Here is a 21559-nt window from a genome sequence, read left to right as displayed (position 1 = left end):
CACCGCGACCGGGAGGATCCACGTCATGAGCGGCACCGGCACCGTGCGCGGCGGCACCTCCCTCGCCCGGCGCGACATTCTGTCGCAGGAGTTCATGGACGCCCCCGGCTGTGACCCCGATCGGCTGGACCGTACCTACCGGCAGTTCCGCACCGTCAACCGGCTCGTCTCCGGCTGGCGACGCCTCTACCGGCACCGGATCCGGCCGGTCCTGGACACCCACCGGCCCACCACTCTGCTGGACATCGGCTTCGGCGCGGGCGACATCTCCCGGGCCCTCATGCGATGGGCGGCCCACGACCGGCTCGTTCTGCACACGACGGCCATCGACCCGGACGTGCGCGCCCTGCGTCATGCGCGCGGGCGGCCGACGGCCGGGGTCCGCTTCGAGCAGGCGTCCAGTGCGGACCTGGTGGCCCGGGGCGACCGGTACGACCTGGTGATCTCCAACCATCTCCTGCACCACCTGGACCCGGAGGCGCTCGCGGGCGTGCTGGCCGACAGCCGGGCACTGTCCCGCCGCCTGGTCATCCACAACGACCTGTCCCGCGGGCGTGCGGGCTACGGCCTCTATGCCGTCGCGACCCTGCCGTTCGCCCGCCGGTCGTTCATCCACCAGGACGGGCTGCTCTCCATCCGCCGCAGCTACCGGCGTGGCGAACTGCAGGCGGTCGTCGCGCCGGGGTGGCGGGTCACGCCGATGTTCCCGCAGCGGCTGCTGCTCACCTGGGAGCCCGGCGATGAGTGACGCCCGCCGGACGTCGCCGGCCCGATCCCTGATCACCGCCGCGGCGCTCGGCTACCTCACCAACACCGCCTTCGGCGTCGCCGTCGCGATGGGCGCGATCGACAACCGGCGCATCCGCTGGGTCCACCATGCCCTGTACGTGGTGACCTCCTCGCTGACCACCGCCGCGCTCGCCGCCGCCGCCATCGAACGGCGGCCCGGCGGACTCGCGCTGCTGCCGGCGGCCGGTCCGCTGGTCGTGCTGCCCTACGCCGGCGGCCGGCTGCATCGGCATGCCGCCGTTGCGGGGTCGGCCGCTCCGGCGTACCTCATCGCCCTCGTCCTGGCCTGGAAGGACCGCTGATGGAATTTCTCGATGTGGTACGCCGCCGCCGCACCACCAACGGCGCGTTCCTGCCCGACCCGGTCTCCGAGGAGCACCAGAGGCTGCTGATGGAGGTGGCCGGACGGGCTCCGTCACAGCTCAACAGCCAACCGTGGCGGTTCGTGATCGTGGAGGAACGCGAGACGATCGAGAGGATCGCGCGGATCAGCGGGGAGAGCATGACCGAGGCGATGTCCAACGGCACCTTCTTCGAGCGGTACAAACCGTATTTCCGGTTCAGCAAGGAGGAGATGGAACGCCGCCGCGACGGCATGCTGTTCGACCGCCTGCCCGCGCCGCTGCGTCCGTTCACCGGTCAGGTCTTCACCTCGCGCGGCCAGAAGCTCATGAACGCCATGCGTGTTCCGCAGACCCTCGGGGCGGAGAACCGAAAGCTCGTGGCCGGCTCCCCACTGCTGCTGGGCGTGATGCTCGACCGCGCGGAGTACCGGCCGGGGGAGCTGTCGTCCTTCTACTCGGTGTTCAGCATGGGCGCGGCGATGGAGAACCTGTGGCTCACCACCGTGGAGCTGGGCATGGGCATCCAGTTCATCTCCTTCCCGATGGAGGTTCCGGGGCGCTGGGACGAGATCGTCCGCCTGCTCGAGGTGCCGGACGATCTGGAGCTGATGGCCGTCTACCGCCTCGGCTACCTGCCGGCCGAGCAGCGGCGCCCGCCCATCGACTGGACCAGCGAGCAGCGCAAACTGCCCTCGCAGTACGTGTTCCGGGGCACCTGTGCCACGCCGCAGCAGGGCTGGGATCAACCGGCCGGGTGAGGCGGCTCGGCCGGGCCGAGATGGGCGTCCAGCGCGGCCTGCAGCAACGCGTCGGCCCGGTCCGTCCCGGTCGCCAGCTGCAGGCTGCCCCAGCGCCACAGCTGGGCGATGCCGTGCAGGTTGGCCCAGAGCGCCCCGGCGACCATCCGTGGCGGGTTGCCGCCCGGCGGCCCCGCCTCGGTGATCAGGTCGACGAGCAGCGCGAACAGGGGCAGGCTGGTCTCCCGCAGGCCCAGCCGGTTGCTCTCCAGCAGGTCGTGACGCGACATCAGCTCGAACATGCCCGGGTTGTCGCGGGCGAAGTCCAGATAGGCGCGCCCCAGGACGCCGAGTTTCGCCCGGGCGCTCAGATCGGACCGCGCGATCGTCTCCGTCGCGGTGGTGGTCAACGTCAGGAAGCCCTCGCGGGCGATGGCGGACAGCAACTCCAGGTGGGTCGGGAAGTGCCGCCGCGGCGCGCCGTGCGAGACCCCGGCCTGCCGGGCGATCTCCCGCAGGGTCAGCGCCTGGATCCCCTCCCGGGCCAGCAGATCGACCCCCACCTGCACCAACCGGGCCTTGAGGCCCACATCCGCCGCTTCCACAGGCAATGTCTACCAGAGGCATCAGCGGTCAGCGGCGATCGGCCGTCACGATCTCGCGCCCGGCACGTGGCCGGGCGCCCGGCAGCAGAGCGGCCGGCGCCAGGGCGAGCACCGCGAACCCGGCGAGCGCCCACACCGCGGTCGCGGCCGTCGCGGCGGTCAGGATCGCGGCGGCGACTGCGATGCCCAGCGCCGAACCGAGGTTCATCGCGCTCTGCTTGAGGCCGCCGACCACGCCCGCGTAGGCCGGTGGGGCGTCGCCGACGACGGTGCCCGTCGCGGTCACCATGACGATCGCGTACCCGGCGCCGAGCACCGCGGCCGCCGCGCCGACCGGGCCGAACACGGCCAGCCCGGCGATGCCGAGCGCCACCAGGACCACCCCGGCCACGGCGGTGCGGCGAGGATCCCAGCGGCGCAGCGCCAGACCGGTCAGTGGCGCGCCGACCACCATGGCGACGGTCAGCGGGAGCACCTGCACGCCGCCGGCCAGCGCGCTCAGGCCGAGCTGCTCCTGCAGCATCAGGCCGGCCACGAAGAGCGCGCCGAACAGCCCGGCCGCGATGACGAGCAGGAGCGACATCGACGCCATCACCGGCCGGGACCGGGCGACCGCGGCCGGCACCAGACCGTCCTCGGAATTCCGCAGGCGTCGCACCAGCAGGGCGCCGAGCACGGCGGCGACGGCCGGTTCCACCAGGGTCACCGGCGGGTTCCAGCCTTCCGTCAGCGTGTGGACCAGGAGCCCGAGCGAGGTAGCCAGCAGAGCCGCGTCGAGCAGATGCAGGCGCGCCCGGACAGGCTGATCCCGTTGCTCCACACCGCGCACCGAGAGGGCGGCGGCCACGATGAGCAGCGCGACCGGGACGTTGACGAGGAACACCGAACTCCACCCGTACCGGTCGACCAGCGCACCGCCGAGCACCGGCCCCAGTGCCCCGGCGACAGCGATGCCGCTGGTCCGGACAGCGACCGGCATGCTCAGCCGGTCCGGCGGGTAGGCGAGCCGGAGCAACGCGAGGGTGGCCGGCTGCAGGAGCGCGCCGAACAGGCCCTGCACGGCCCGTCCGGCGATCACCCCGTCGATGCCCGGAGCCAGCACGATGGCCACCGAGACGGCCCCGAAGCCCGCCGCGCCGATCAGCAGGAGGCGGGCGTGGCCGAACCGGTCACCCAGCCGTCCACCGAGGACCAGCAGCGACGCCACCGCGATCAGGTAGGCCGTGCTGGTCCACTGCACCTCGGCGACCGACGCGTGCAGCGTGCGCCGCAGACCGGGCTGGGCCACCAGCAGCGCCGTGCCGTCGAAGGACACCATCATGGCGCCGGCGACGCCGGCCACCAGGGCTAGGAAGCGGCTCATGCCCGGACGCTACCAACCAAGCGTAGACAGTGTCTACACGCCCTGGTCAGCCGGCGAACGCCTGGCGCTTGCACGCCAGGAACTTGTCCGAGCCGGCGTCGCCGTTCGGGCCGACGGCGGTGAGACCGAACTCGCCGGTCTCCGGATCGGGCTCGGTCAGCTGGTAGCCCGCGGCCTTGGCGCACTGATACCACTCGCGCTGGTTGTCCTTGTACTCGCTCGGGTTCGTGCGCTTCTGGTTGTCGTCGAAGGACTCGGGCTGCTTGGCCTCACAGGCCCGGAAGGCGGCGACGTCCTCGTCCTCCGCGTCCGCCGCGGTGAGCCCCTTGGTGATCATTAAGGCGCCCTGCCCACGGAACTTCGTGCCGCCCTTGGCCACCATGCAGTCCTCCCAGGGCCGGATCATGGCCGCCAGCTGGGCGTCGGTGGCGTCGACCGGGAACACCGGCCGCTGCCCGGCGGTGCCGGCCGCCGACGGCGCGCCGGCGGTCGGGGCAGCCGACTGCAGGGTGGCCACCCCGGGCGCCGGCTCCGGGTCCGAGGAACAGCCGGCCGCCGCGACGAGGACTGCGGCCAGGGTGACGAGTGTCGGTGTCAGGCGCATGTCGATCCTTTCAGCTCGAAGCCAGGGCTTCGGTAGGGGTCAGCCGTGAAGCGCTCACGGCCGGGTACACGCCGGCGACGATGCCGACGAGAGTGGAGCCGGCCAGGCCGGTCAGAAGGGCCGGCAGGGGTACGACGAACGGCCAGCCGTGCGCGGCGGCATAACCGGCCGTCAGCAGCACCCCCAGGACGGTGCCGGTGAGCCCGCCGAGCGCGGCCAGCACCGCCGCCTCGGTGAGGAACTGCGCCCGGATCTGGCCACGGCTGCTGCCCAGCGCACGGCGCAGGCCGATCTCGGAGCGGCGTTCCAGCACCGACACGACCATCGTGTTGGCGACACCGACCCCACCGACCAGCAGCGCCACCGCGGCCAGGCCGAGCAGCAGCACGGAGAACGTGGCCTCGGTGGCACGCTTGGCCGCCAGGGCCTCGGACGGCCGGGTCACCGACACGTTCTCCGGGTGCGCGGGGTCCACAGTGGCCGGCAGGACACCGCGGACCGCTTCGACGGCGGACTCCTCCGCCCGTACGTAGATGGTGGTGGGGTTGCCCTTGAAGCCGAGGTGCTCGGTCGCGGTGGCCCAGCCGACCAGCACCGACCGGTCGACGTCGGGCGCCAGCGGGATCGGATCGAGGATGCCGGTCACGGCGAACCAGCGCCTCCCGATGATCACCTGCGGCGGCGGGCCGGTCCGGGGCAGCTCGTCGAAGCCCAGCCGGGACGCGGCGACAGCGCCGAGCACCACGGCCGGGAACCCCTGCTCGACCGGGGTGAGCCAGTGCCCGGCCCGGACCCGGGCGTCGAGAACGCCGAGCAGGTCGGGGCGGGTGGCGCGGACGGTCAGGCCGGAGCCGTCGCGGGGGTCGGTGCGGTCCGACCGCCGGACCAGCGCCGCGGTGCCCGCGGTGGCGCTGACCGCGGTCACCGGCGCGATCCGCCGGACCATCGCGACCGACTCGGCCGGCAGCACCGTCGTGTCGTCCTGGCTCTGCGTGGGGACGATCTGGAGCATGTCGGCGCCGAGGGCGGCCAGTTCCCGGTCCAGCGCGGCCTGGCTGGACGCCGGGATGCCGGTGACGACGACCATCGTGGCGATGCCGATCGCGATGCCGAGGACGGAGAGGGCGGCGCGTGCCCGGCGGGTCCGGATGCCGACGAGCCCGAGGCCGAGCAGATCCAGCGGGCTCATGAGGTGGTGACCACCCGGACGCCGTCGGTGAGCCCGTCGCCGCTGACCTCGACCATCCCGCCGGCGAACATGCCGGTCCGCACCGGCACCATCGGTCCGCCCTCGATCTGTACGGCGTACCCGCCCTCGGCCAGCGCGAGCAGCGCGCCGACCGGCGCCACCAGCACGTCCTCGCGGGTCTTGCGGGGCAGGTCGACCTGGACCGGAGCGGCGTCGAGCCGGTCGGCCAGAGCCGGCTCGTCCAGCGTGATCGTCACGGTCACGGTGGGCGGCCCGGCGGCCGGGTCCGCGCCGTCGGCCTGCACGGTGGTGGCCACGGCGGCGACCTTGCCCGGCACCGTGCGCTCGTCCGGCAGCCGCACGTCCGCCTTGTCGCCGCGGTGGATCGAGCCGGCCTCGGACACCTCGGCCTGCACGGTGACGGCCTTGGCGGTCGGGGTCACCGACATCAGCGGGGACTCGGCCGGATCGCCGGCGAGCGCGCTGACCGCGTCGACGCGGACGGGGCCGGTGAGCACCGCCACGTCCCCGGCCCCGACGGCGCCGGTGACCGGCAGGCCGGCGTCGTCCTGCCAGCGTTTGACCGCGTTCATCAACGCCGAGGTGTAGACGTCCTCACCGGTGCGCACCTTCGTCCACACCTCGGCGGGCGCGGACGGCCCGGGCGAGGGGCCGGGTGACGCCCCGGACTGCGGCGCCGGCGACGGCGTGACCTGCCGCACCCGCTCACCGGCCGCATACTGGCGGCCGACGGGGTAGCCGAGTGCCTTCAGGTTGTCGCGGACCACCCGCACGTCACGGCCGACGGTGTTGGGCTGCGCCAGCGTCCGGAAGAGCGGAAGGCTGCCGTAGAACAGCGGCACCGGCTTGTCGTCGATCCGGTAGAGCGCCTTGCCGCGCGAGATCACCGCCCCCGCGGCCGGCAGCCAGGTGACCACGCCGGCGCGGCCTCCCTTGACCGGGCGGGCGGTGCCGTAGCCGAGCTTGCCGGTGAGCGAGATGCTCTCGGTCAGGTCCTGCCGGACCAGCGCCACCGCGGTGACCGCCGGGGTTTCCGGGGTCGCCTCCTTCTGCGGAGAGGTGACGCCGCGTACGGCCCACGCGCCCGCCGCGAGCACCACCGTGACGGCGGGAAGGGCCCACAGAACGGGCCGGGATTTCAGCATGCGGCGCAGTGTCGCCGACCTCGATAAGGAACCTGTTAGCTTCGCCCTCCTCCCGCCACGGGACACCTATAGTCGTCGCCGTGCGTGCATATCTGCTGGTAGCCGAGGATGACCCCGCCCAGGCCGAGGGCATGCGGCGCTATCTGGCCGCCGACGGTCACGAGGTGCTGGTGGTGCACGACGGCCGGGTCGCGCTCGACGAGTTCCGCCGCCGGCGGCCCGATCTGCTGGTGCTGGATCTGATGATGCCCGGCCTCGACGGCATGACCCTGTGCCGCATCCTGCGGAGGGAGTCGGACGTCCCCATCCTGGTGCTCACCGCACGGTCCGCGGAGAACGACCTGCTCACCGGATTGAACGACGGCGCCGACGACTACCTGACGAAACCGTACTCGCCGAAGGAGCTGCTCGCCCGGATCCGCGCCCTGCTGCGCCGCAGCCGCAGCCACGCCACCGACACGGTGCTGACGATCGGCGCGCTCACCATCGACGTCGAACGCCACACCGTGCTCGACGGCGGGCGCCCGGTGGAGTGCACCCGCGGCGAGTTCGCGATCCTCGCCGCCATGGCCGCGCAGCCCGACCGGGTCTTCACCCGCGCCCAGCTGCTCACCCACACCAACGGCGAGGACCGCGACTCGATCGAGCGCAGCATCGACGTGCACGTCCTCAACCTGCGCCGCAAGATCGAGCCCGATCCGCGCCGCCCGTCCCGGCTCCTCACCGTGTACGGAATCGGATACAAGATGACAGCGGATGTCTGAGCGGGTGCCGCTGCACCGCAGCCTGATCTTCCGGCTGCTCGCGGCGTCGCTCACCATCGCCGCGGCCGCGGTCGTCGCCACCGCCTGGCTCGCCACCCAGGCCGCCTCGCGCACCATCCGGCAGCAGATCGGGCAGTCGCTGACCGACGACAAGAAGGTCTACGACGAGCTGCTCGGATACGCCGCCACCCACAGCGACTGGTCCGGAGTCTCGTCGCTGATCACCGCCCGCGCCGCGGAACTGGACCGGCGGATCACGCTGACCACCGAGGATCGCCGGATCATCGCCGACTCCGGGGCGGGACCGGCGCTGGACGGGGTGCGCCCGTCGGCGACCGTCGACGCGTTCTCGGTCGACGCGGGGCTCACCGGGCGTACCGATCACATCGACCCGCGGATCGTCGGGCCGTACCGGCTGACCGCGGCCGAGCAGCGCACCATGCGCAACCAGCTGACCGGGTACCTGGACTGCCTGCACAACGGTGGCGCCGAGGGACAGATCGTGACCGGCGCGCACGACCGGCCCAAAGTGGTCATCACCCGGCTGGGCAAGCTGAGCGACCTGTGCGAGCTGGTCCCCCCGGTGGCCAAGAGCGAGGAGCGGCCGCTCGCCCAGCTACGGGGGCTCGTCGCTGCCTGCGCCGGCGAGAAGAAGCCCGACGAGGTGTCGATCTGGCCGGATCTGAACATCGCCATCGTCGACCCGGACACCAGCATGTTCGACGACGACCGGATCGCGAAAGCCGCTGGATGTCTGGACGCGTCACGGCGTACCCAGCTGGAGCCCTATGTGGCGCCACCCGCGCTGCTGTTCGTGACCGACCCCGCCGATCCCACCGCCGGCCCGGTGTTCGCCCTGTCCCGGCAGAACCTGGTCCGCACCGGCACCGCCACCGCCGTCGTCCTGGCCCTCGCCGTGCTCGTGACGGTGCTCGTCGGCCGCCGCCTCACCCGGCCCCTGCGCGCGCTCACCGACGCCGCCCGCAACCCCGGCGACCACCCACGGGTCACCATCACCAGCCGGGACGAGATCGGCTACCTCGCCGCCGCGCTCGACGAGCTGGCCGAACGCCGGGAGCAGTCCGAACGCCTGCGTCAGGCGATGGTCAACGACGTGGCCCACGAGCTGCGCAACCCGCTCGCCAACATCCGTACCTGGCTGGAAGCGGTGCACGACGGTCTCGCCACCGTCGACGGGCCGGTGCTCACCCTCCTGCAGGACCAGACCGCCCAGCTGCAGCACATCGTCGACGACCTGCGCGACCTGGCCGCCGCCGACGCCGGCACCCTGCGCATGCACCCCGAAGCCACGTTCGTCAACGACCTCGTGGCCCAGGTCGTCGACGCGCACCTGCCCAACGCCGTCACCGCCGGGGTCACGCTGCTCACCGACCACGACGGCGACCCCGAACCGGTGGTCGACCCGGTCCGCCTGCGCCAGCTGATCGGCAACCTGCTGTCCAACGCCATCAGGCACACCCCGGCCGGGGGTACGGTGACCGTCCGCACCGCGAGCGCCGCCGGGCAGCTCACCGTCGTCGTCGCCGACACCGGCGCCGGCATCGCCCCGGGCGACCTGCCCAAGGTCTTCGACCGGTTCTGGCGGGCCGATCAGTCCCGCTCCCGCAGCACCGGCGGCAGCGGGCTCGGCCTGTCGATCGCCCGGCAGATCGCCGCCGCGCACGGCGGCGACATCACCGTGCGCAGCGAACTCGGCGCCGGCACGACCTTCACCGTCACCCTGCCGGCCGGATAGTCACCGGCCGGTCGGTCACCGGCCGGCGGTGTCGTCACTGTCGGCGACCACCCGGCCGTCGCGGATCTCGACGCACCGCGGCAGCGACGCCGCGATGTCCCGGTCGTGGGTGATCACGGCGATCGTGGAGCCCTCGGCATGCAACCGGACCAGCAGATCAAGAACCGCCCGCCCGGTACGGGTGTCCAGCGCGCCGGTCGGCTCGTCCGCCAGGATCAGCCCCGGCCCGTTGACCAGCGCCCGCGCGATCGCCACCCGCTGGCGCTCGCCACCGGACAGCTGATGGGGCTGGTGGTCCACCCGGTGTTCGAGGCCGACCCGGGCCAGCGCCTCGAGGGCGAGCGGCCGGCGCCGCCGGCGCGGGACACCCGCGTAGAGGAGTCCCGCCGCGACGTTGTCGGCCGCGCTGAGCCCCCGCGTCAGGTGGAACTGCTGGAAGACGAAGCCCAGCCGATGGCCGCGCAGCCGGGACAGCTGCCGGTCGGTGAGCCCGGCGACATCCCGCCCGTCGACGTGCACCGCCCCGGACGTCGGCCGGTCGAGGGTGCCCATGATCGCCAGCAGCGTCGACTTCCCGGACCCGGACGGCCCGACGATGCCGACGAGTTCCCCCTGCCCGATGGAGAGGCTGACCCGGTCGAGGGCGGTGACCCCACCGGGATAGACCATGCTGACGTCGTCCACGGCGAGTACGGGTGTGTTGAGCACCCGGGCACCTTGCCCGATCGATGTCAGGAACCGATTAGCCCGCGCCCGGGTGGCCGGGACGGCCTACGACGTGCGGCCGCGCAGGGCGATCCGGCGCTGTTCGACCCGCAGGAACGCGCCGATCTGCTCGGTCGCGAGCCCGTCGTTGTTCAGGAACCGGATCCGTACGTGACCGGCGTCCTCGTTGACGCTGACCACCAGGCACGTGAGGTCGGCGACGCCGGTCGGCAGGTCCAGCCGGACCGAGGTGTGCGCGCCCCAGACCTCCTCCGGCGCGTGCCGCAGGTCTTGCAGGAAGGCCCGGCACGCGAACGGGAACGCGACGATGCGGGCGCCGGTCAGGGACAGGTCCAGGGTGTGGCCGGTCAGTTCCAGGCCGGACGGCGCCGTGACGACGGCGCCCACCCGGACCGGCAGGCGGAGCCCGAGACGCCGTTCGATGCCGGCCACCGACTCGTCGATCCGGATGTACACACCCGGCTCCTCGGAGTCCGGCGCGTCGATGACCGTGCCGGCGGCGAAACCACCGCGGCTCTGCTGGGTCCACTGGATCTCGACCCGGGTCCCGGCCGCGACACGCCGGCCCTCGGCCTCCACCCGCAGCAGGTCACCGGGGCACCGCGACACCCGGCAGGCGAACGCCTGGCCGTCATGGAACGACACGTGCACCTCGGGCGCGTTCCACGGCAGGGGCTGCTCGTGGTGAAGATCGATCTCCGCACCGAGCAGTGCCCAAGGCTGAATCATCCGCGAAGTCCTCCCCTGCGTCCCGCCGTGATCGGCGGCCAGGTTGACTGTCGGCAGGACGACGCCGGACATGTGGCAACTGGTCACTCCGGGTCCGACCGGTCGAGGATGCGGATGCCGGCGGCGTACCGCAGAAGGTCGGCGTCGCTGACGGTGAGCCCGCCGCCGACGGTGATCTGCAGGGTGGCGTCCCAGTCGGCGACGTCGATGGACAGGCTGACCTGCCCGGCCTGGCGGGTCAGCACGGCGTCGTGCCCGCCGACCTTCTCGTTGACGCCGGTGAGCTGCCGGCGTTTGCGCAGCACCGTGCTGACCACGCCGCCGCCCGGCGCGCGGAAGACCATCCGGGACGCGGTCACCGTCTCGGTGGCCAGGCCCTTCGGGCTCAGATCAAGATCAAAGGGCGGTGGTACGGCGATCGCCGCGGCCCGGATCGAGCCGGCGAGCTGCACCACCTGATCCGGCGTGTACGTGTCGTCGGTGTCGAGCCGCAGCCACCGCCCCGGCGACTCCTTCCAGTACAGGGTGAGCTGCTTCGCCGGTGTCACGTCGACGGTCCGCAGCGTGCCGGCGTGCCCGCGCACCTGTCGCGGGGTCTCGGCCGCGTCGCCGGTGAAGGACGGTTCCCGGTCCGACAGGGTGATCGTCACGTCGGCGTGCTCGCGGTCCTCGGTCGCCTCGAAGAACGCGCGCAGGCTGCCGCCGTCCATCGACGCGACCGGGGCGCTCATCCCGTCGGTGGCCGGAAGCGTGTAGGGGAACACCGGCGCGGTCCACCCCTCGCCGAACGTCACGGTGGTGCCGCCGCCGGTGGAGGAGGGCGAGCGGTTCTGCGGACGGCCGGCCGACGGGGGCGCGGACGACGGGGCGGGGCCGGACGGGACGCCGGTCACGGCCGGGCCGGTCACCGCCGGGCCGGACGCGGCCGGTGGGGTGACCGACCGGGGCCGGGCGGCGAGCATCGTCACGACCGGGATGCCGGCGGCCACCACGGCGGCGACGGCGGCCGCCGCCGTGACGGTGACCAGGCGACGGCGGCGATACCGGCGGGACCGCTCGTGCACGCTGCCCAGCAGGCCGACGCCGGCGGGGGCGTCGTCGGCGGCGTCCCGCAGCGTCTGCGCGAGCATGCGGTTCAGGTCATCCATCGCCACCGGCTCCTCTCTGGCTCAGGGTGGTCCGCATCTGGGCGAGCGCGCGGGTGGCCTGCGACCGCACCGTCGACTTGCCGCAGCCCAGCAGGGCGGCGATCTCCTCATCCGGCAGATCGCAGTAGAACCGCAGGACCAGCACGGCCCGCTGGGCGCGGGGCAGGCCGCGCAGCAGGGTCCACATCTGGTCGCGGGCCACGACCCGGTGCTCGGGCGCGTCGGAGGGGGCCGGCTCGGGCACCTCGGCGAGGACCGCCTCCCGGTACGCACGGCGCCGCCGCCAGGACAGGAACTGCCGGACGATCGCCGTCCGGACGTACGCCTCGACGTGGTCCATCGCGGCGATCCGGTCCCAGCGGCGGTGCAGCCGGGCCAGCACCTCCTGCACGAGATCCTCGGCCAGGTGCGCGTCACCGGACAGCACGTACGCGAACTTGAGCAGCGCGCGCCCGCGGCCGGTGACGAACTCGTCGAAGTCGTCGACGCCGGGGAGCCCCGGCTCCCGGGACAGCGGCTCAGCACGCCTCATGCACGTACGACCTGTTTCCCGGGGTGGTGACGTCGACATCGCGCAGCACGATCGACAGGCGGCTGCCGAAGGCGGAGCAGGCCTTGGTGAAGCCGGCGCGCGAATACTCGATCACGATCACATTGTCGCCGTAGGAGGCGGTGTAGGCGTCGCACTCGTCGTAGTCGGCGCACTCCTCGGCCACCGCGAAGTCGAACCCGATCTTGCGGGCGTTCGCCTTGCTCAGCTCGGCGGAGTTCTTCTGCCCGACGGCCAGGCTCCGGGCATGTGCGCGGGTGGCCAGCGACGTGGCGTACGCGATCGCCTGGCTCTGATTGAGAAGACCCTTGGAGCGGGTGTACGAATCGAGGTTGTCCAGTTCGACGGCCTGGAAGCCCTTGGTGGCGCACCGGTCCATCCATCCGCCGACGACGCCGGTCAGCGCGGCGCGCTTGGCCTCGGTGGAGAAGTCCAGCATCACCTCGTCCCAGTCCTGGTCGATGACGAGCTTGCCGGCGGCGTCGCGCAGCAGCAGCTCGGGGTGGTTGGCCGTCCACCACGACTCGGCGCCCGGCTGGGCCTGGAAGGCGTTGACGTAACAGATGTTGTAGAGCCCGGCGGCCGGAGCCGCCTCGCTGTCCCGGCTGACCACGGTGACGCCCGCCGGCGGGGTGTAGACGCCGCCGATCTGGTAGTCGAACACGGCGTTCGCCGGCGGCGGCGTCCACGAGCCCGGCTTCACGGTGGCGGTCGCCGTGGCCGACGCGACGGGGGAGGCCGGCGTCTTCGTCGCGGTGGCGGACGGCCGGGCCGAGGTGGCACCCGGCGCCACCGAGGGGGAGGCCTTGGTGGTGGGTGCGGTCGTGGCCGGCTTCGTGCGGCTCGGTTTGGCGCTGTGCCAGGGGGCGCGGGTGCCGGCGTCCGCGGTGCCGATGCCGACACCCAGAGCGACGAGCGCGACGGCCGTCATCGTGAGTCCCACCGTGAGCCTCGTGCGGCTGGCTGCCATTGATGTGACTCCTTGCGTGCTGGGGGAGGGTTCCTCACCTAGGAACGCGATGGGCCGGCCCGGTTGCTGCCGCCCCTCGGAGACTTCTTTGTGCTGCCCGGCGGTCACCGTGAGTGACGTATGTGTCGGGTGGGAACCTCGGCATGTCCAGCCGGCCGGCGGCCCGCTATTGTTTGCACTAGTGCAAGCGTTCACGTTCTTGTGGATCTGACCGAAGGTGAGCGGTTGTGACCGGTGTGCGAGCCCTTGACGTCCTGATCGTCGACGATGACGACGCCGACGCGATGATGATCGAGGAAGCGTTGCAGGAGTCGACGGTTCCGCCGGTGGTCCATCGGGCGATCGACGGCACCCAGGCCCTGGAGTATCTGCGTCGTGAAGGCGAGTTCGCCGACGCCGTACGCCCCGATCTGATCCTCCTCGATCTCAACATGCCCCGCATGGGTGGCCGGGAGCTGCTCGCCGAGATCAGGGGCGACGACGAGCTGACGGCCATCCCGGTGGTGGTGCTGACCACCTCGGACGCCGTGCCGGACATCGTGGCCAGCTACGCCGGTCACGCCAACGCGTTCGTCACCAAGCCGATGGAGCTGGAGGCGTTCGAGGCGGCCGTGCAGAAGATCAGCCGCTTCTACGGTGACGTCGCGACGCTGCCCTCGGTGTGACCTGATCCGAGCGGTCCGTTCCCGACGGGCGACGAGCACTGCTGACATGCATACTTTCCGCCGATGATCACGCGCGCAGCGGCGTGATGTGGGCACGAGGAGCGGCGGGGAATCCGATGGGCGACGGGATGATTGCACGGGACGCGCCGGCCGGAGCGGCGGGCGCCGCGGTGGCCGATCGTGATCTGCGGCAGCTGCTGGCGGGCCTCACCGCGGTCCGTGACGGTGACTTCGGCACCCGGCTGCCCGACGACGGGGAGGGCCTGCTCGGCGAGATCGCCACCGTGTTCAACGGCATGGTCGATCAGCTGTCGCTGTTCACCTCCGAGGTGACCCGGGTGGCACGCGAGGTCGGCACCGAGGGCCAGCTCGGCGGCCAGGCCGAGGTGCCGGGTGTCTCCGGCACGTGGAAGGACCTCACCGACTCGGTGAACGCGATGGCCGGCAACCTGACCGACCAGGTGCGTGACATCGCCCAGGTGGCCACGGCGGTGGCCCGCGGTGACCTGTCCCAGAAGATCACCGTGGACGTCCGCGGCGAGATCCTCGAGTTGAAGAACACCATCAACACGATGGTCGACGAGCTGTCGTCGTTCGCCGACGAGGTGACCCGGGTGGCCCGTGAGGTCGGCAGCGAGGGCCGGCTCGGCGGGCAGGCCGAGGTGCCCGGCGTGGCCGGCACGTGGCGTGACCTGACCGACTCGGTGAACTTCATGGCCGGCAACCTCACCAACCAGGTCCGTAACATCGCGCAGGTCACCACGGCGGTGGCCCGCGGCGACCTGTCGCAGAAGATCACCGTCGACGCGCGCGGCGAGATCCTGGAGCTCAAGTCCACGATCAACACGATGGTGGATCAGCTGTCGTCGTTCGCCGACGAGGTGACCCGGGTGGCCCGTGAGGTCGGCACCGACGGGCGTCTCGGCGGGCAGGCCCAGGTGAGCGGGGTCGCCGGCACGTGGCGTGACCTGACCGACTCGGTGAACTCGATGGCCGGCAACCTGACCGACCAGGTCCGCAGCATCGCCCAGGTGGCCACGGCGGTGGCCCGCGGCGACCTGTCGCAGAAGATCACCGTCACGGCGCGCGGCGAGATCCTGGAGCTGAAGAACACGATCAACACGATGGTGGATCAGCTGTCGTCGTTCGCCGACGAGGTGACCCGGGTGGCGCGTGAGGTCGGCACCGAGGGCCGGCTCGGCGGGCAGGCCGACGTCAAGGGCGTCTCCGGCACGTGGAAGGACCTCACCGAGTCGGTGAACGTGATGGGCGACAACCTGACCGCCCAGGTGCGCAGCATCGCCGAGGTCACCACGGCGGTGGCCCGCGGCGACCTGACGCAGAAGATCCGGGTCGACGCGCGCGGCGAGATCCTGGAGCTCAAGGAGACCATCAACACGATGGTCGACCAGCTGAGCGCGTTCGCCGACGAGGTGACCCGGGTGGCCCGTGAGGTCGGCACCGAGGGCCGGCTGGGTGGCCAGGCCCGGGTGCTCAACGTGGGCGGCACCTGGAAGGACCTGACCGACAACGTGAACGTGATGGCCTCCAACCTGACCAGCCAGGTGCGCTCGATCGCCCTGGTGGCCACCGGTGTGGCGCAGGGCGACCTGAGCAAGAAGATCACCGTGGAGACCAAGGGCGAGGTCGCCGTCCTGGCACAGACCATCAACACCATGGTGGACACGCTGAGCGCGTTCGCCGACGAGGTGACCCGGGTGGCCCGTGAGGTGGGCACCGAGGGCCGGCTCGGCGGCCAGGCCCGGGTGCCCAACGTGGCCGGCACCTGGAAGGACCTGACCGACAACGTCAACTCGATGGCGAACAACCTGACCGGCCAGGTCCGCAACATCGCCCAGGTCACCACCGCCGTGGCGCAGGGCGACCTGACCAAGAAGATCGACGTCGACGCGCGCGGCGAGATCCTGGAGCTCAAGACCACCATCAACACCATGGTCGACCAGCTCTCCAGCTTCGCCGCCGAGGTCACCCGGGTGGCCCGTGAGGTGGGCAGTGAGGGCCGGCTCGGTGGCCAGGCCGAGGTCGAGGGCGTCTCCGGCACGTGGAAGCGGCTCACCGAGAACGTCAACGAGCTGGCCGGCAACCTCACCCGGCAGGTGCGGGCGATCGCCGAGGTGACCAGCGCGGTCGCCACCGGTGACCTGACCCGGTCGATCACCGTGGACGCCTCCGGGGAGGTCGCCGAGCTCAAGGACAACATCAACTTCATGGTGGAGTCGCTGCGCGAGACCACCCGCGCCAACCAGGAGCAGGACTGGCTCAAGACCAACCTGGCCCGGATCTCGTCGCTGATGCAGGGCCACCGCGATCTCGAAGCGGTCGCCTCCCTGGTGATGAACGAGCTGGTGCCGCTGGTCGGCGCGCAGCTGGGCACCTTCCTGCTGGTCGACGACACCGGCGCGGGCGCGGACCTGCGGGTGGTCGGCAGCTACGGGCACAACGGCGTCGGCCGCCGGTACGCCCTCGGCGAGTCGCTGGTCGGGCAGGCCGCCGTCGCGAAACGGCGCATCGTCGTCGACGAGGTGCCGGCCGACTTCTTCACCGTGTCGTCCAGCCTCGGGTCGGCCGTACCGCTGCAGGTCGTGGTCCTTCCGATCCTGGTCGAGGATCAGGCGCTCGGCGTGATCGAGCTGGCCGCGATGTCCCCGTTCACGCAGGTGCACCAGGACTTCCTGGACCAGCTGATGGAGACCATCGGCGTCAACGTCAACACGATGGTCGCCAACGCCCGGACCGATGTGCTGCTCACCGAGTCGCAGCGGCTCGCCGCCGAGCTGCAGGCCCGGTCCGAGGAACTGCAGGCCCGGTCGGAGGAGCTGCAGCGCTCCAACGCGGAGCTGGAGGACAAGGCGTCGCTGCTGGCCCGGCAGAACCGGGACATCGAGACGAAGAACTCCGAGATCGAGCAGGCCCGCCAGGAGCTGGAGGCGCGTGCCCAGCAGCTGGCACTGGCGTCGAAGTACAAGTCGGAGTTCCTGGCCAACATGAGCCACGAGTTGCGTACCCCGTTGAACTCGTTGTTGATCCTCGCCCAGCTGCTGGCCCAGAACCCGTCCCGGAACCTGACCGCCAAGCAGGTGGAATACGCCACCGTCATCCACTCGGCCGGCACCGACCTGCTGCAGCTGATCAACGACATCCTCGATCTGTCCAAGGTCGAGGCCGGCAAGATGGACATCGCGCCGGAGGCGTTCGAGCTGCGCAACCTGCTCGACTACGTGGAGGCGACGTTCCGGCCGCTGACCACGTCGCGCGGGCTCGACTTCGAGGTGTCGACCGCCGCCGACGTGCCGCGCGGCCTGTTCACCGACGAGCAGCGGCTGCGCCAGGTGCTGCGCAACCTTCTCTCCAACGCCGTCAAATTCACCGAGCAGGGTGGGGTACGGCTACGTATCGAGCGGGCCACGCCGGCCGAGCTGTCGCCGTCGCTGGCCGAGCACGCCACCGTCATCGCGTTCCGGGTGACCGACACCGGCATCGGCATCGCCGAACAGCAGCTGACCGCCATCTTCGACGCGTTTCAGCAGGCCGACGGCACCACCAGCCGGCGGTACGGCGGAACCGGGCTCGGCCTGTCGATCAGCCGGGAGATCGCCTGGCTGCTCGGCGGTGAGATCCGCGCCCACAGCGTCCTCGGCCAGGGCAGCACCTTCACCCTGTACATGCCGGTCCAGCGGGTGATCGACCTGGTGACGCAGCCCCTGCCGGCGCCCGCCGATCCGGAGCTGATCGCCCCCACCCCGGCCGCACCGGCCGCGCCGCGCCGGCTGCTGGTCGTCGAGAGCCACCCGGAGGGTCTGCTGACCCTGATCGCGCGGGGCGCCGCGGCCACCGTGGCCGAGACGCACGGGCCGACCGATGTGGTGACCGCCGTCGACCCGGCCGCGGCCGTCGCCGAGCTGCGGTCGCAGCGGTTCCACGCCGTGGTCCTGGACCTGGCGATGCCCGCCGACAACGGGCCGAACTTCCTGAAGGCGCTGCACGACGAGGCGGACCTGCGTGACGTCGCGGTGCTGGTGTTCCGTACGCAGAACGCGCCCCTGGGCAACGACACGCTGCTGCAGGCCTTCGCCCAGACCCGCCCGCTGGAGTCGCTGTCCAGCCTCGACGACCTGCGCGAGCGGATCACCCTGCACCTGTCGACGGAGGCCGGGCGGCGGGTGCTGCCGCCGCCGATGCCGGTCGACACGATCGCCGAGGTCTCGGCCGTCGCCCAGAACCTGGCCGGGCGCAAGGTCCTGGTGGTCGACGACGACGCCCGCAACGTCTTCGCGCTGACCAACATCCTCGAACTGCACGGCATGGAGGTCGTCTACGCCGAGAACGGCCGCAAGGGCATCGAGGTGCTGGCCCGGCACGACGACATCGACCTGATCCTGATGGACGTGATGATGCCGGAGATGGACGGCTACGCCGCCACCGCGGCCATTCGGGCCATGCCGAAATACGCCGACCTGCCGATCATCGCGGTCACCGCCAAGGCGATGCACGGCGACCGGGAGAAGAGCATCTCGTCGGGCGCCAGCGACTACGTCACCAAGCCGGTCGACGCCGAGGACCTGCTCACCTGCATCGAACGCTGGCTGTCCGCATGATCGGGGCTGTTTCTTCGAGACGTGCGAAAAGGCCCTCGAAGAGCGCCGAAAAAACGGTTATGAGAATGCGTTTCCCCTGTTCGGAGGGTGTTCAGAACATTGACCGGGGCATTTGACCTTTCCCGGGTGTGAGCGTTAACTTCTCGTTCCCCCGTGAAAGGAAATCCCCATGAGACGAATGCTTCGGGTCGCGCTGGTGGTCGCGATGGGGCCGATCATCGCGCTGTCCCTGTTCCTGCTGCCACGCCCGGCCGCGGCCGCGGCGCTGACCCAGGTCACCGGGTTCGGCACCAACCCGACGAACCTCCGGATGTACACGTACGTCCCGGACCGGCTGGCGTCCCGGCCCGCCCTGCTGGTGCTGGTGCACTACTGCACCGGCACGGCCGCCGCGATCGCCGGCGGGAACGGGCGGGACTACATCACCGCCGCCGACCGGTACGGCTACGTGGTCGTGCTGCCCGAGGCGACCCGCAGCGAGAAGTGTTTCGACGTGTCCAGCCCGGCCGCGCTGCGCCGCGACGGCGGCAGCGACTCCACCGGCATCATGTCGATGGTCAACTGGGCCCGGTCGCGGTACAACGTGGACCCGGCACGCATCGTGGTCAGCGGATTCTCGTCCGGCGCCATGATGACCAACGTGCTGGCCGCCCAGTACCCCGACGTGTTCAGCGCGGCGTCGGCGTTCTCCGGGGTGCCGGCCGGCTGCTTCGCCACCACGAACGGCTCGCTGTGGAACAGCCAGTGCTCGGGCGGCAACCTGATCAGGACCGCGCAGCAGTGGGGCGACACCGCCCGCGCGATGTACCCCGGATACACCGGCCGGTACCCGCGGATCCAGCTGTGGCACGGTGACCGGGACACCACCCTCGCCTATCCGAACTACGGCGAGGAGATCAAGCAGTGGACCAACCTGCACGGCCTCTCCACGACCCCCGCGTTCACCGACCGCCCGCAGTCGTCGTGGACCAGGACCCGGTACGGCACGACCGGCACCCAGGCGACGATCGAGGGGGTGAGCATCGCCGGCGTGGGACACGACCTGCCGCAGGGGGGACAGCTCGCGTACGCCATCTCGTTCCTCGGCCTCGACACCGGCACGCCCGGCAGCAGCAGCCCTCCCGCGCCGGCCGGCGTGATGATCGCCGGGACCGGGTCGGGCCGGTGCGTCGACGTCGTCGGCGCCGCGACCACCAACGCGGCCGCCACCCAGATCTACGACTGTCACGGCAACAGCAACCAGCGGTGGACCGCCACGTCGTCGAAGCAGCTGACCGTCTACGGCAACAAGTGCCTCGACGCCTCCGGCAGGGGCACCACCAACGGCACCGCGGTCATCATCTACGACTGCAGCGGCCAGGCCAACCAGCAGTGGGACGTCCGGTCCGACGGCACGATCGTCGGCGTCCAGTCCGGTCTCTGCCTGGACACCACCGGCGGCGGCACCGCGAACGGCACCCGCGTGGTCCTGTGGTCCTGCTCGGGCGGCGCCTCCCAGAAGTGGAGCCTGCGCAGTTGAGGCCCGCCGTCCCGGCCCCGCTCCAGGGCCGGGACGGCATCCCCGCTCGCGCTCGGTCAGTCGGCGATCCAGATGCCGTAGTCGCGGGTGGCGGTGCCGAAGTCCTGGAAGCCCAGGATCGTGTTGTTGCCGACGTACGTGTAGTTGTTGATGCCCTTGGCGATGACGTTGCCGCTGGCCGAGGGCCCGAAGACCGGCCCGCCGCTGTCCCCGCCGCGCACCGCCGGACGGCCGTCGACCTGCCGGGCCTCCACGGCGTCGCCCGAGTCGGTGTTGAACTTCTCGACCCGCAGGCCGCAGACCGGGCCACCGGTGTCCCGGGCCGAGGAGCCGCCGGACTGGCACAGGTACTCGCCGGGGAACACCCAGTCCCAGCCCTCGACCGTGGTGACCAGATTGCTGTCCAGGCCGCCCACGTACATCAGGTTGTCGGCCCCGCTGGGGGTGTGCACCAGCGCGATGTCGTGATCGTCGCGGTCGCCGGTGAACGTGCCGATGAACTCACCCACACCGTCGCGGATCTGGTCGCCGTTGCTGCCGCAGTGCCCGGCGGTCAGGATGAAGTCGGCGGAGGAGTTGCGGACCGGGAAACCGGTGGTGCAGCGGGAGTTTCCGTTGATCTGGTCGGCGCCCCCCTTCCACTCCGGCCAGTCGTCCCGGCGGCTGGTCAGGACCCGTGCACCCTGGTCGACGACCTCGACCGGCACCCCCACCTCGGGGATCCGCGCCGCGGTCAGGCCGGCGCCCCCGGCGGTGTCGACGATCACGCGGCTGCCGTCCACGGCGTACTTGATGCGCGGTTTCCCGGCCAGGGAGGTACGCAGCCGGGCGCCGGCCGCACGCAGCTCGCGCAGTGAGTGGGCGGCGGTGGCGATCTGGACGGGGGCGGTCCGCCGGGCGGCGCCGACGGCCTGGCGCACCCCGGCGGGAACCGTGCCCTTCCACCAGAGGACGACCCGGTCGTCCTGGAGTTCGAGACCGGCGTAACCGGTGTTCGTGCCCTGCTCGACGGTGCGGCGGATCGCCGAGGCGGCCTGCGTCAGCGGGATCTGCCGGCGCGCCTCGGCGGGGAACTCGAACCGCTGCGCGGCCGGCTGCGGGGAAGCCGGTGGCGCGGCGGCGGTGGCGGGAGTGCCGGTGATGACCAACGCGACGGCGATGCCGAGGGCGGAGCCCAGACGCCTGTTGTCGTTCATGCGGTGTGCCTCTCCACGCGGGGGACGGGGTGATCCGCAGATCGACAACAGTCTATAAGTAAAGGTTCCTAAAAAGGCAGTCACTCGCGCGGGTCGCCTCATGCGCCGGCCGCCGGCTCCTCG

19 protein-coding genes are annotated in these 21559 nt (G+C 71.6%); 8 read left to right on the top strand and 11 right to left on the bottom strand.

What is annotated here, in order from left to right:
• Positions 1-25 precede the first annotated feature (25 nt).
• From BM290_RS13155 to BM290_RS13145, 3 genes are read left to right on the top strand one after another with little or no spacing between them, the layout of a single operon-like run.
• Positions 26-748 (top strand): class I SAM-dependent methyltransferase, encoded by a 723-nt coding sequence (locus BM290_RS13155; RefSeq protein WP_093613514.1) that lies wholly within the window; start codon positions 26-28, stop codon positions 746-748.
• Entirely contained in the window at positions 741-1091 is a 351-nt protein-coding gene (locus BM290_RS13150; RefSeq protein ID WP_093613512.1) for a hypothetical protein, read from the top strand. The genes BM290_RS13155 and BM290_RS13150 overlap by 8 nt, the downstream gene beginning before the upstream one ends.
• Entirely contained in the window at positions 1091-1891 is an 801-nt protein-coding gene (locus BM290_RS13145; RefSeq protein WP_093613510.1) for a nitroreductase family protein, read from the top strand. The genes BM290_RS13150 and BM290_RS13145 overlap by 1 nt, the downstream gene beginning before the upstream one ends.
• On the opposite strand, the gene BM290_RS13140 is transcribed toward BM290_RS13145, so the two are convergent.
• From BM290_RS13140 to BM290_RS13120, 5 genes are read right to left on the bottom strand one after another with little or no spacing between them, the layout of a single operon-like run.
• The gene (locus tag BM290_RS13140) at positions 1876-2475 is read right to left on the bottom strand and encodes a TetR/AcrR family transcriptional regulator (RefSeq protein ID WP_203779823.1); all 600 of its coding nucleotides are present in this window, start codon (positions 2473-2475) and stop codon (positions 1876-1878) included. The genes BM290_RS13145 and BM290_RS13140 overlap by 16 nt on opposite strands.
• 28 nt (positions 2476-2503) lie before the next feature.
• Positions 2504-3838 (bottom strand): MFS transporter, encoded by a 1335-nt coding sequence (locus BM290_RS13135; protein ID WP_093613506.1) that lies wholly within the window; start codon positions 3836-3838, stop codon positions 2504-2506.
• Positions 3839-3884: 46 nt separating this feature from the next.
• Positions 3885-4442, bottom strand: a complete 558-nt coding sequence (locus tag BM290_RS13130) for a hypothetical protein (RefSeq protein WP_093613504.1) — start codon at positions 4440-4442, stop codon at positions 3885-3887.
• Between the two features lie 10 nt (positions 4443-4452).
• Positions 4453-5631 carry an ABC transporter permease gene (locus tag BM290_RS13125; protein ID WP_093613502.1) on the bottom strand — a complete coding sequence of 393 codons (1179 nt, stop codon included), beginning with the start codon at positions 5629-5631 and terminating at the stop codon, positions 4453-4455.
• Positions 5628-6797 (bottom strand): efflux RND transporter periplasmic adaptor subunit, encoded by a 1170-nt coding sequence (locus BM290_RS13120; protein ID WP_093613500.1) that lies wholly within the window; start codon positions 6795-6797, stop codon positions 5628-5630. Before BM290_RS13120 ends, BM290_RS13125 begins: the two co-directional genes overlap by 4 nt.
• Positions 6798-6877: 80 nt before the next feature.
• Between BM290_RS13120 and BM290_RS13115 the strand changes: the two genes are divergently transcribed.
• Both BM290_RS13115 and BM290_RS13110 read left to right on the top strand, forming a co-directional pair.
• On the top strand, positions 6878-7561 hold the full coding sequence (locus tag BM290_RS13115) for a response regulator transcription factor (RefSeq protein ID WP_093613498.1): 684 nt from the start codon (positions 6878-6880) through the stop codon (positions 7559-7561).
• Positions 7554-9317, top strand: a complete 1764-nt coding sequence (locus BM290_RS13110; RefSeq protein ID WP_093613496.1) for a sensor histidine kinase — start codon at positions 7554-7556, stop codon at positions 9315-9317. The genes BM290_RS13115 and BM290_RS13110 overlap by 8 nt, the downstream gene beginning before the upstream one ends.
• 15 nt (positions 9318-9332) lie before the next feature.
• On the opposite strand, the gene BM290_RS13105 is transcribed toward BM290_RS13110, so the two are convergent.
• The 5 genes from BM290_RS13105 to BM290_RS13085 form a co-directional block, all read right to left on the bottom strand.
• Positions 9333-9986 carry an ABC transporter ATP-binding protein gene (locus tag BM290_RS13105; RefSeq protein WP_093613757.1) on the bottom strand — a complete coding sequence of 218 codons (654 nt, stop codon included), beginning with the start codon at positions 9984-9986 and terminating at the stop codon, positions 9333-9335.
• Between the two features lie 102 nt (positions 9987-10088).
• Positions 10089-10772 (bottom strand): PilZ domain-containing protein, encoded by a 684-nt coding sequence (locus BM290_RS13100; RefSeq protein ID WP_177319691.1) that lies wholly within the window; start codon positions 10770-10772, stop codon positions 10089-10091.
• A gap of 83 nt (positions 10773-10855) precedes the next feature.
• The gene (locus BM290_RS13095; RefSeq protein ID WP_093613492.1) at positions 10856-11920 is read right to left on the bottom strand and encodes a hypothetical protein; all 1065 of its coding nucleotides are present in this window, start codon (positions 11918-11920) and stop codon (positions 10856-10858) included.
• Complete coding sequence (locus BM290_RS13090) at positions 11913-12452, bottom strand: SigE family RNA polymerase sigma factor (RefSeq protein WP_093613490.1); 540 nt, start codon at positions 12450-12452, stop codon at positions 11913-11915. The genes BM290_RS13095 and BM290_RS13090 overlap by 8 nt, the downstream gene beginning before the upstream one ends.
• Positions 12439-13440 (bottom strand): endo alpha-1,4 polygalactosaminidase, encoded by a 1002-nt coding sequence (locus BM290_RS13085; RefSeq protein ID WP_093613488.1) that lies wholly within the window; start codon positions 13438-13440, stop codon positions 12439-12441. The genes BM290_RS13090 and BM290_RS13085 overlap by 14 nt, the downstream gene beginning before the upstream one ends.
• A 236-nt stretch (positions 13441-13676) precedes the next feature.
• Here BM290_RS13085 and BM290_RS13080 point away from each other — a divergent pair, with 236 nt between their 5' ends.
• The 3 genes from BM290_RS13080 (at position 13677) to BM290_RS13070 (ending at position 20240) form a co-directional block, all read left to right on the top strand.
• Positions 13677-14105, top strand: coding sequence for a response regulator (locus BM290_RS13080; RefSeq protein ID WP_093613755.1), 429 nt, complete (start codon positions 13677-13679; stop codon positions 14103-14105).
• A gap of 128 nt (positions 14106-14233) precedes the next feature.
• A complete protein-coding gene (locus BM290_RS13075) occupies positions 14234-18721 on the top strand; it encodes a HAMP domain-containing protein (protein ID WP_203779825.1) in 4488 nt (1495 codons plus the stop codon).
• A gap of 178 nt (positions 18722-18899) precedes the next feature.
• Entirely contained in the window at positions 18900-20240 is a 1341-nt protein-coding gene (locus BM290_RS13070; protein WP_444978729.1) for an extracellular catalytic domain type 1 short-chain-length polyhydroxyalkanoate depolymerase, read from the top strand.
• Positions 20241-20296: 56 nt separating this feature from the next.
• Here the strand turns inward: BM290_RS13070 and BM290_RS13065 are convergent, their stop codons facing one another.
• Positions 20297-21436 carry a chymotrypsin family serine protease gene (locus BM290_RS13065; protein WP_093613482.1) on the bottom strand — a complete coding sequence of 380 codons (1140 nt, stop codon included), beginning with the start codon at positions 21434-21436 and terminating at the stop codon, positions 20297-20299.
• Between the last annotated feature and the right edge of the window lie 123 nt (positions 21437-21559).

Origin of the sequence: Actinoplanes philippinensis (genome assembly GCF_900113015.1) — a bacterium.
GTDB classification, from domain to species: Bacteria; Actinomycetota; Actinomycetes; order Mycobacteriales; family Micromonosporaceae; genus Actinoplanes; species Actinoplanes philippinensis.
Note: the sequence above shows the minus strand (reverse complement) of the source record. Positions and strands in the feature narration are given on the sequence as shown.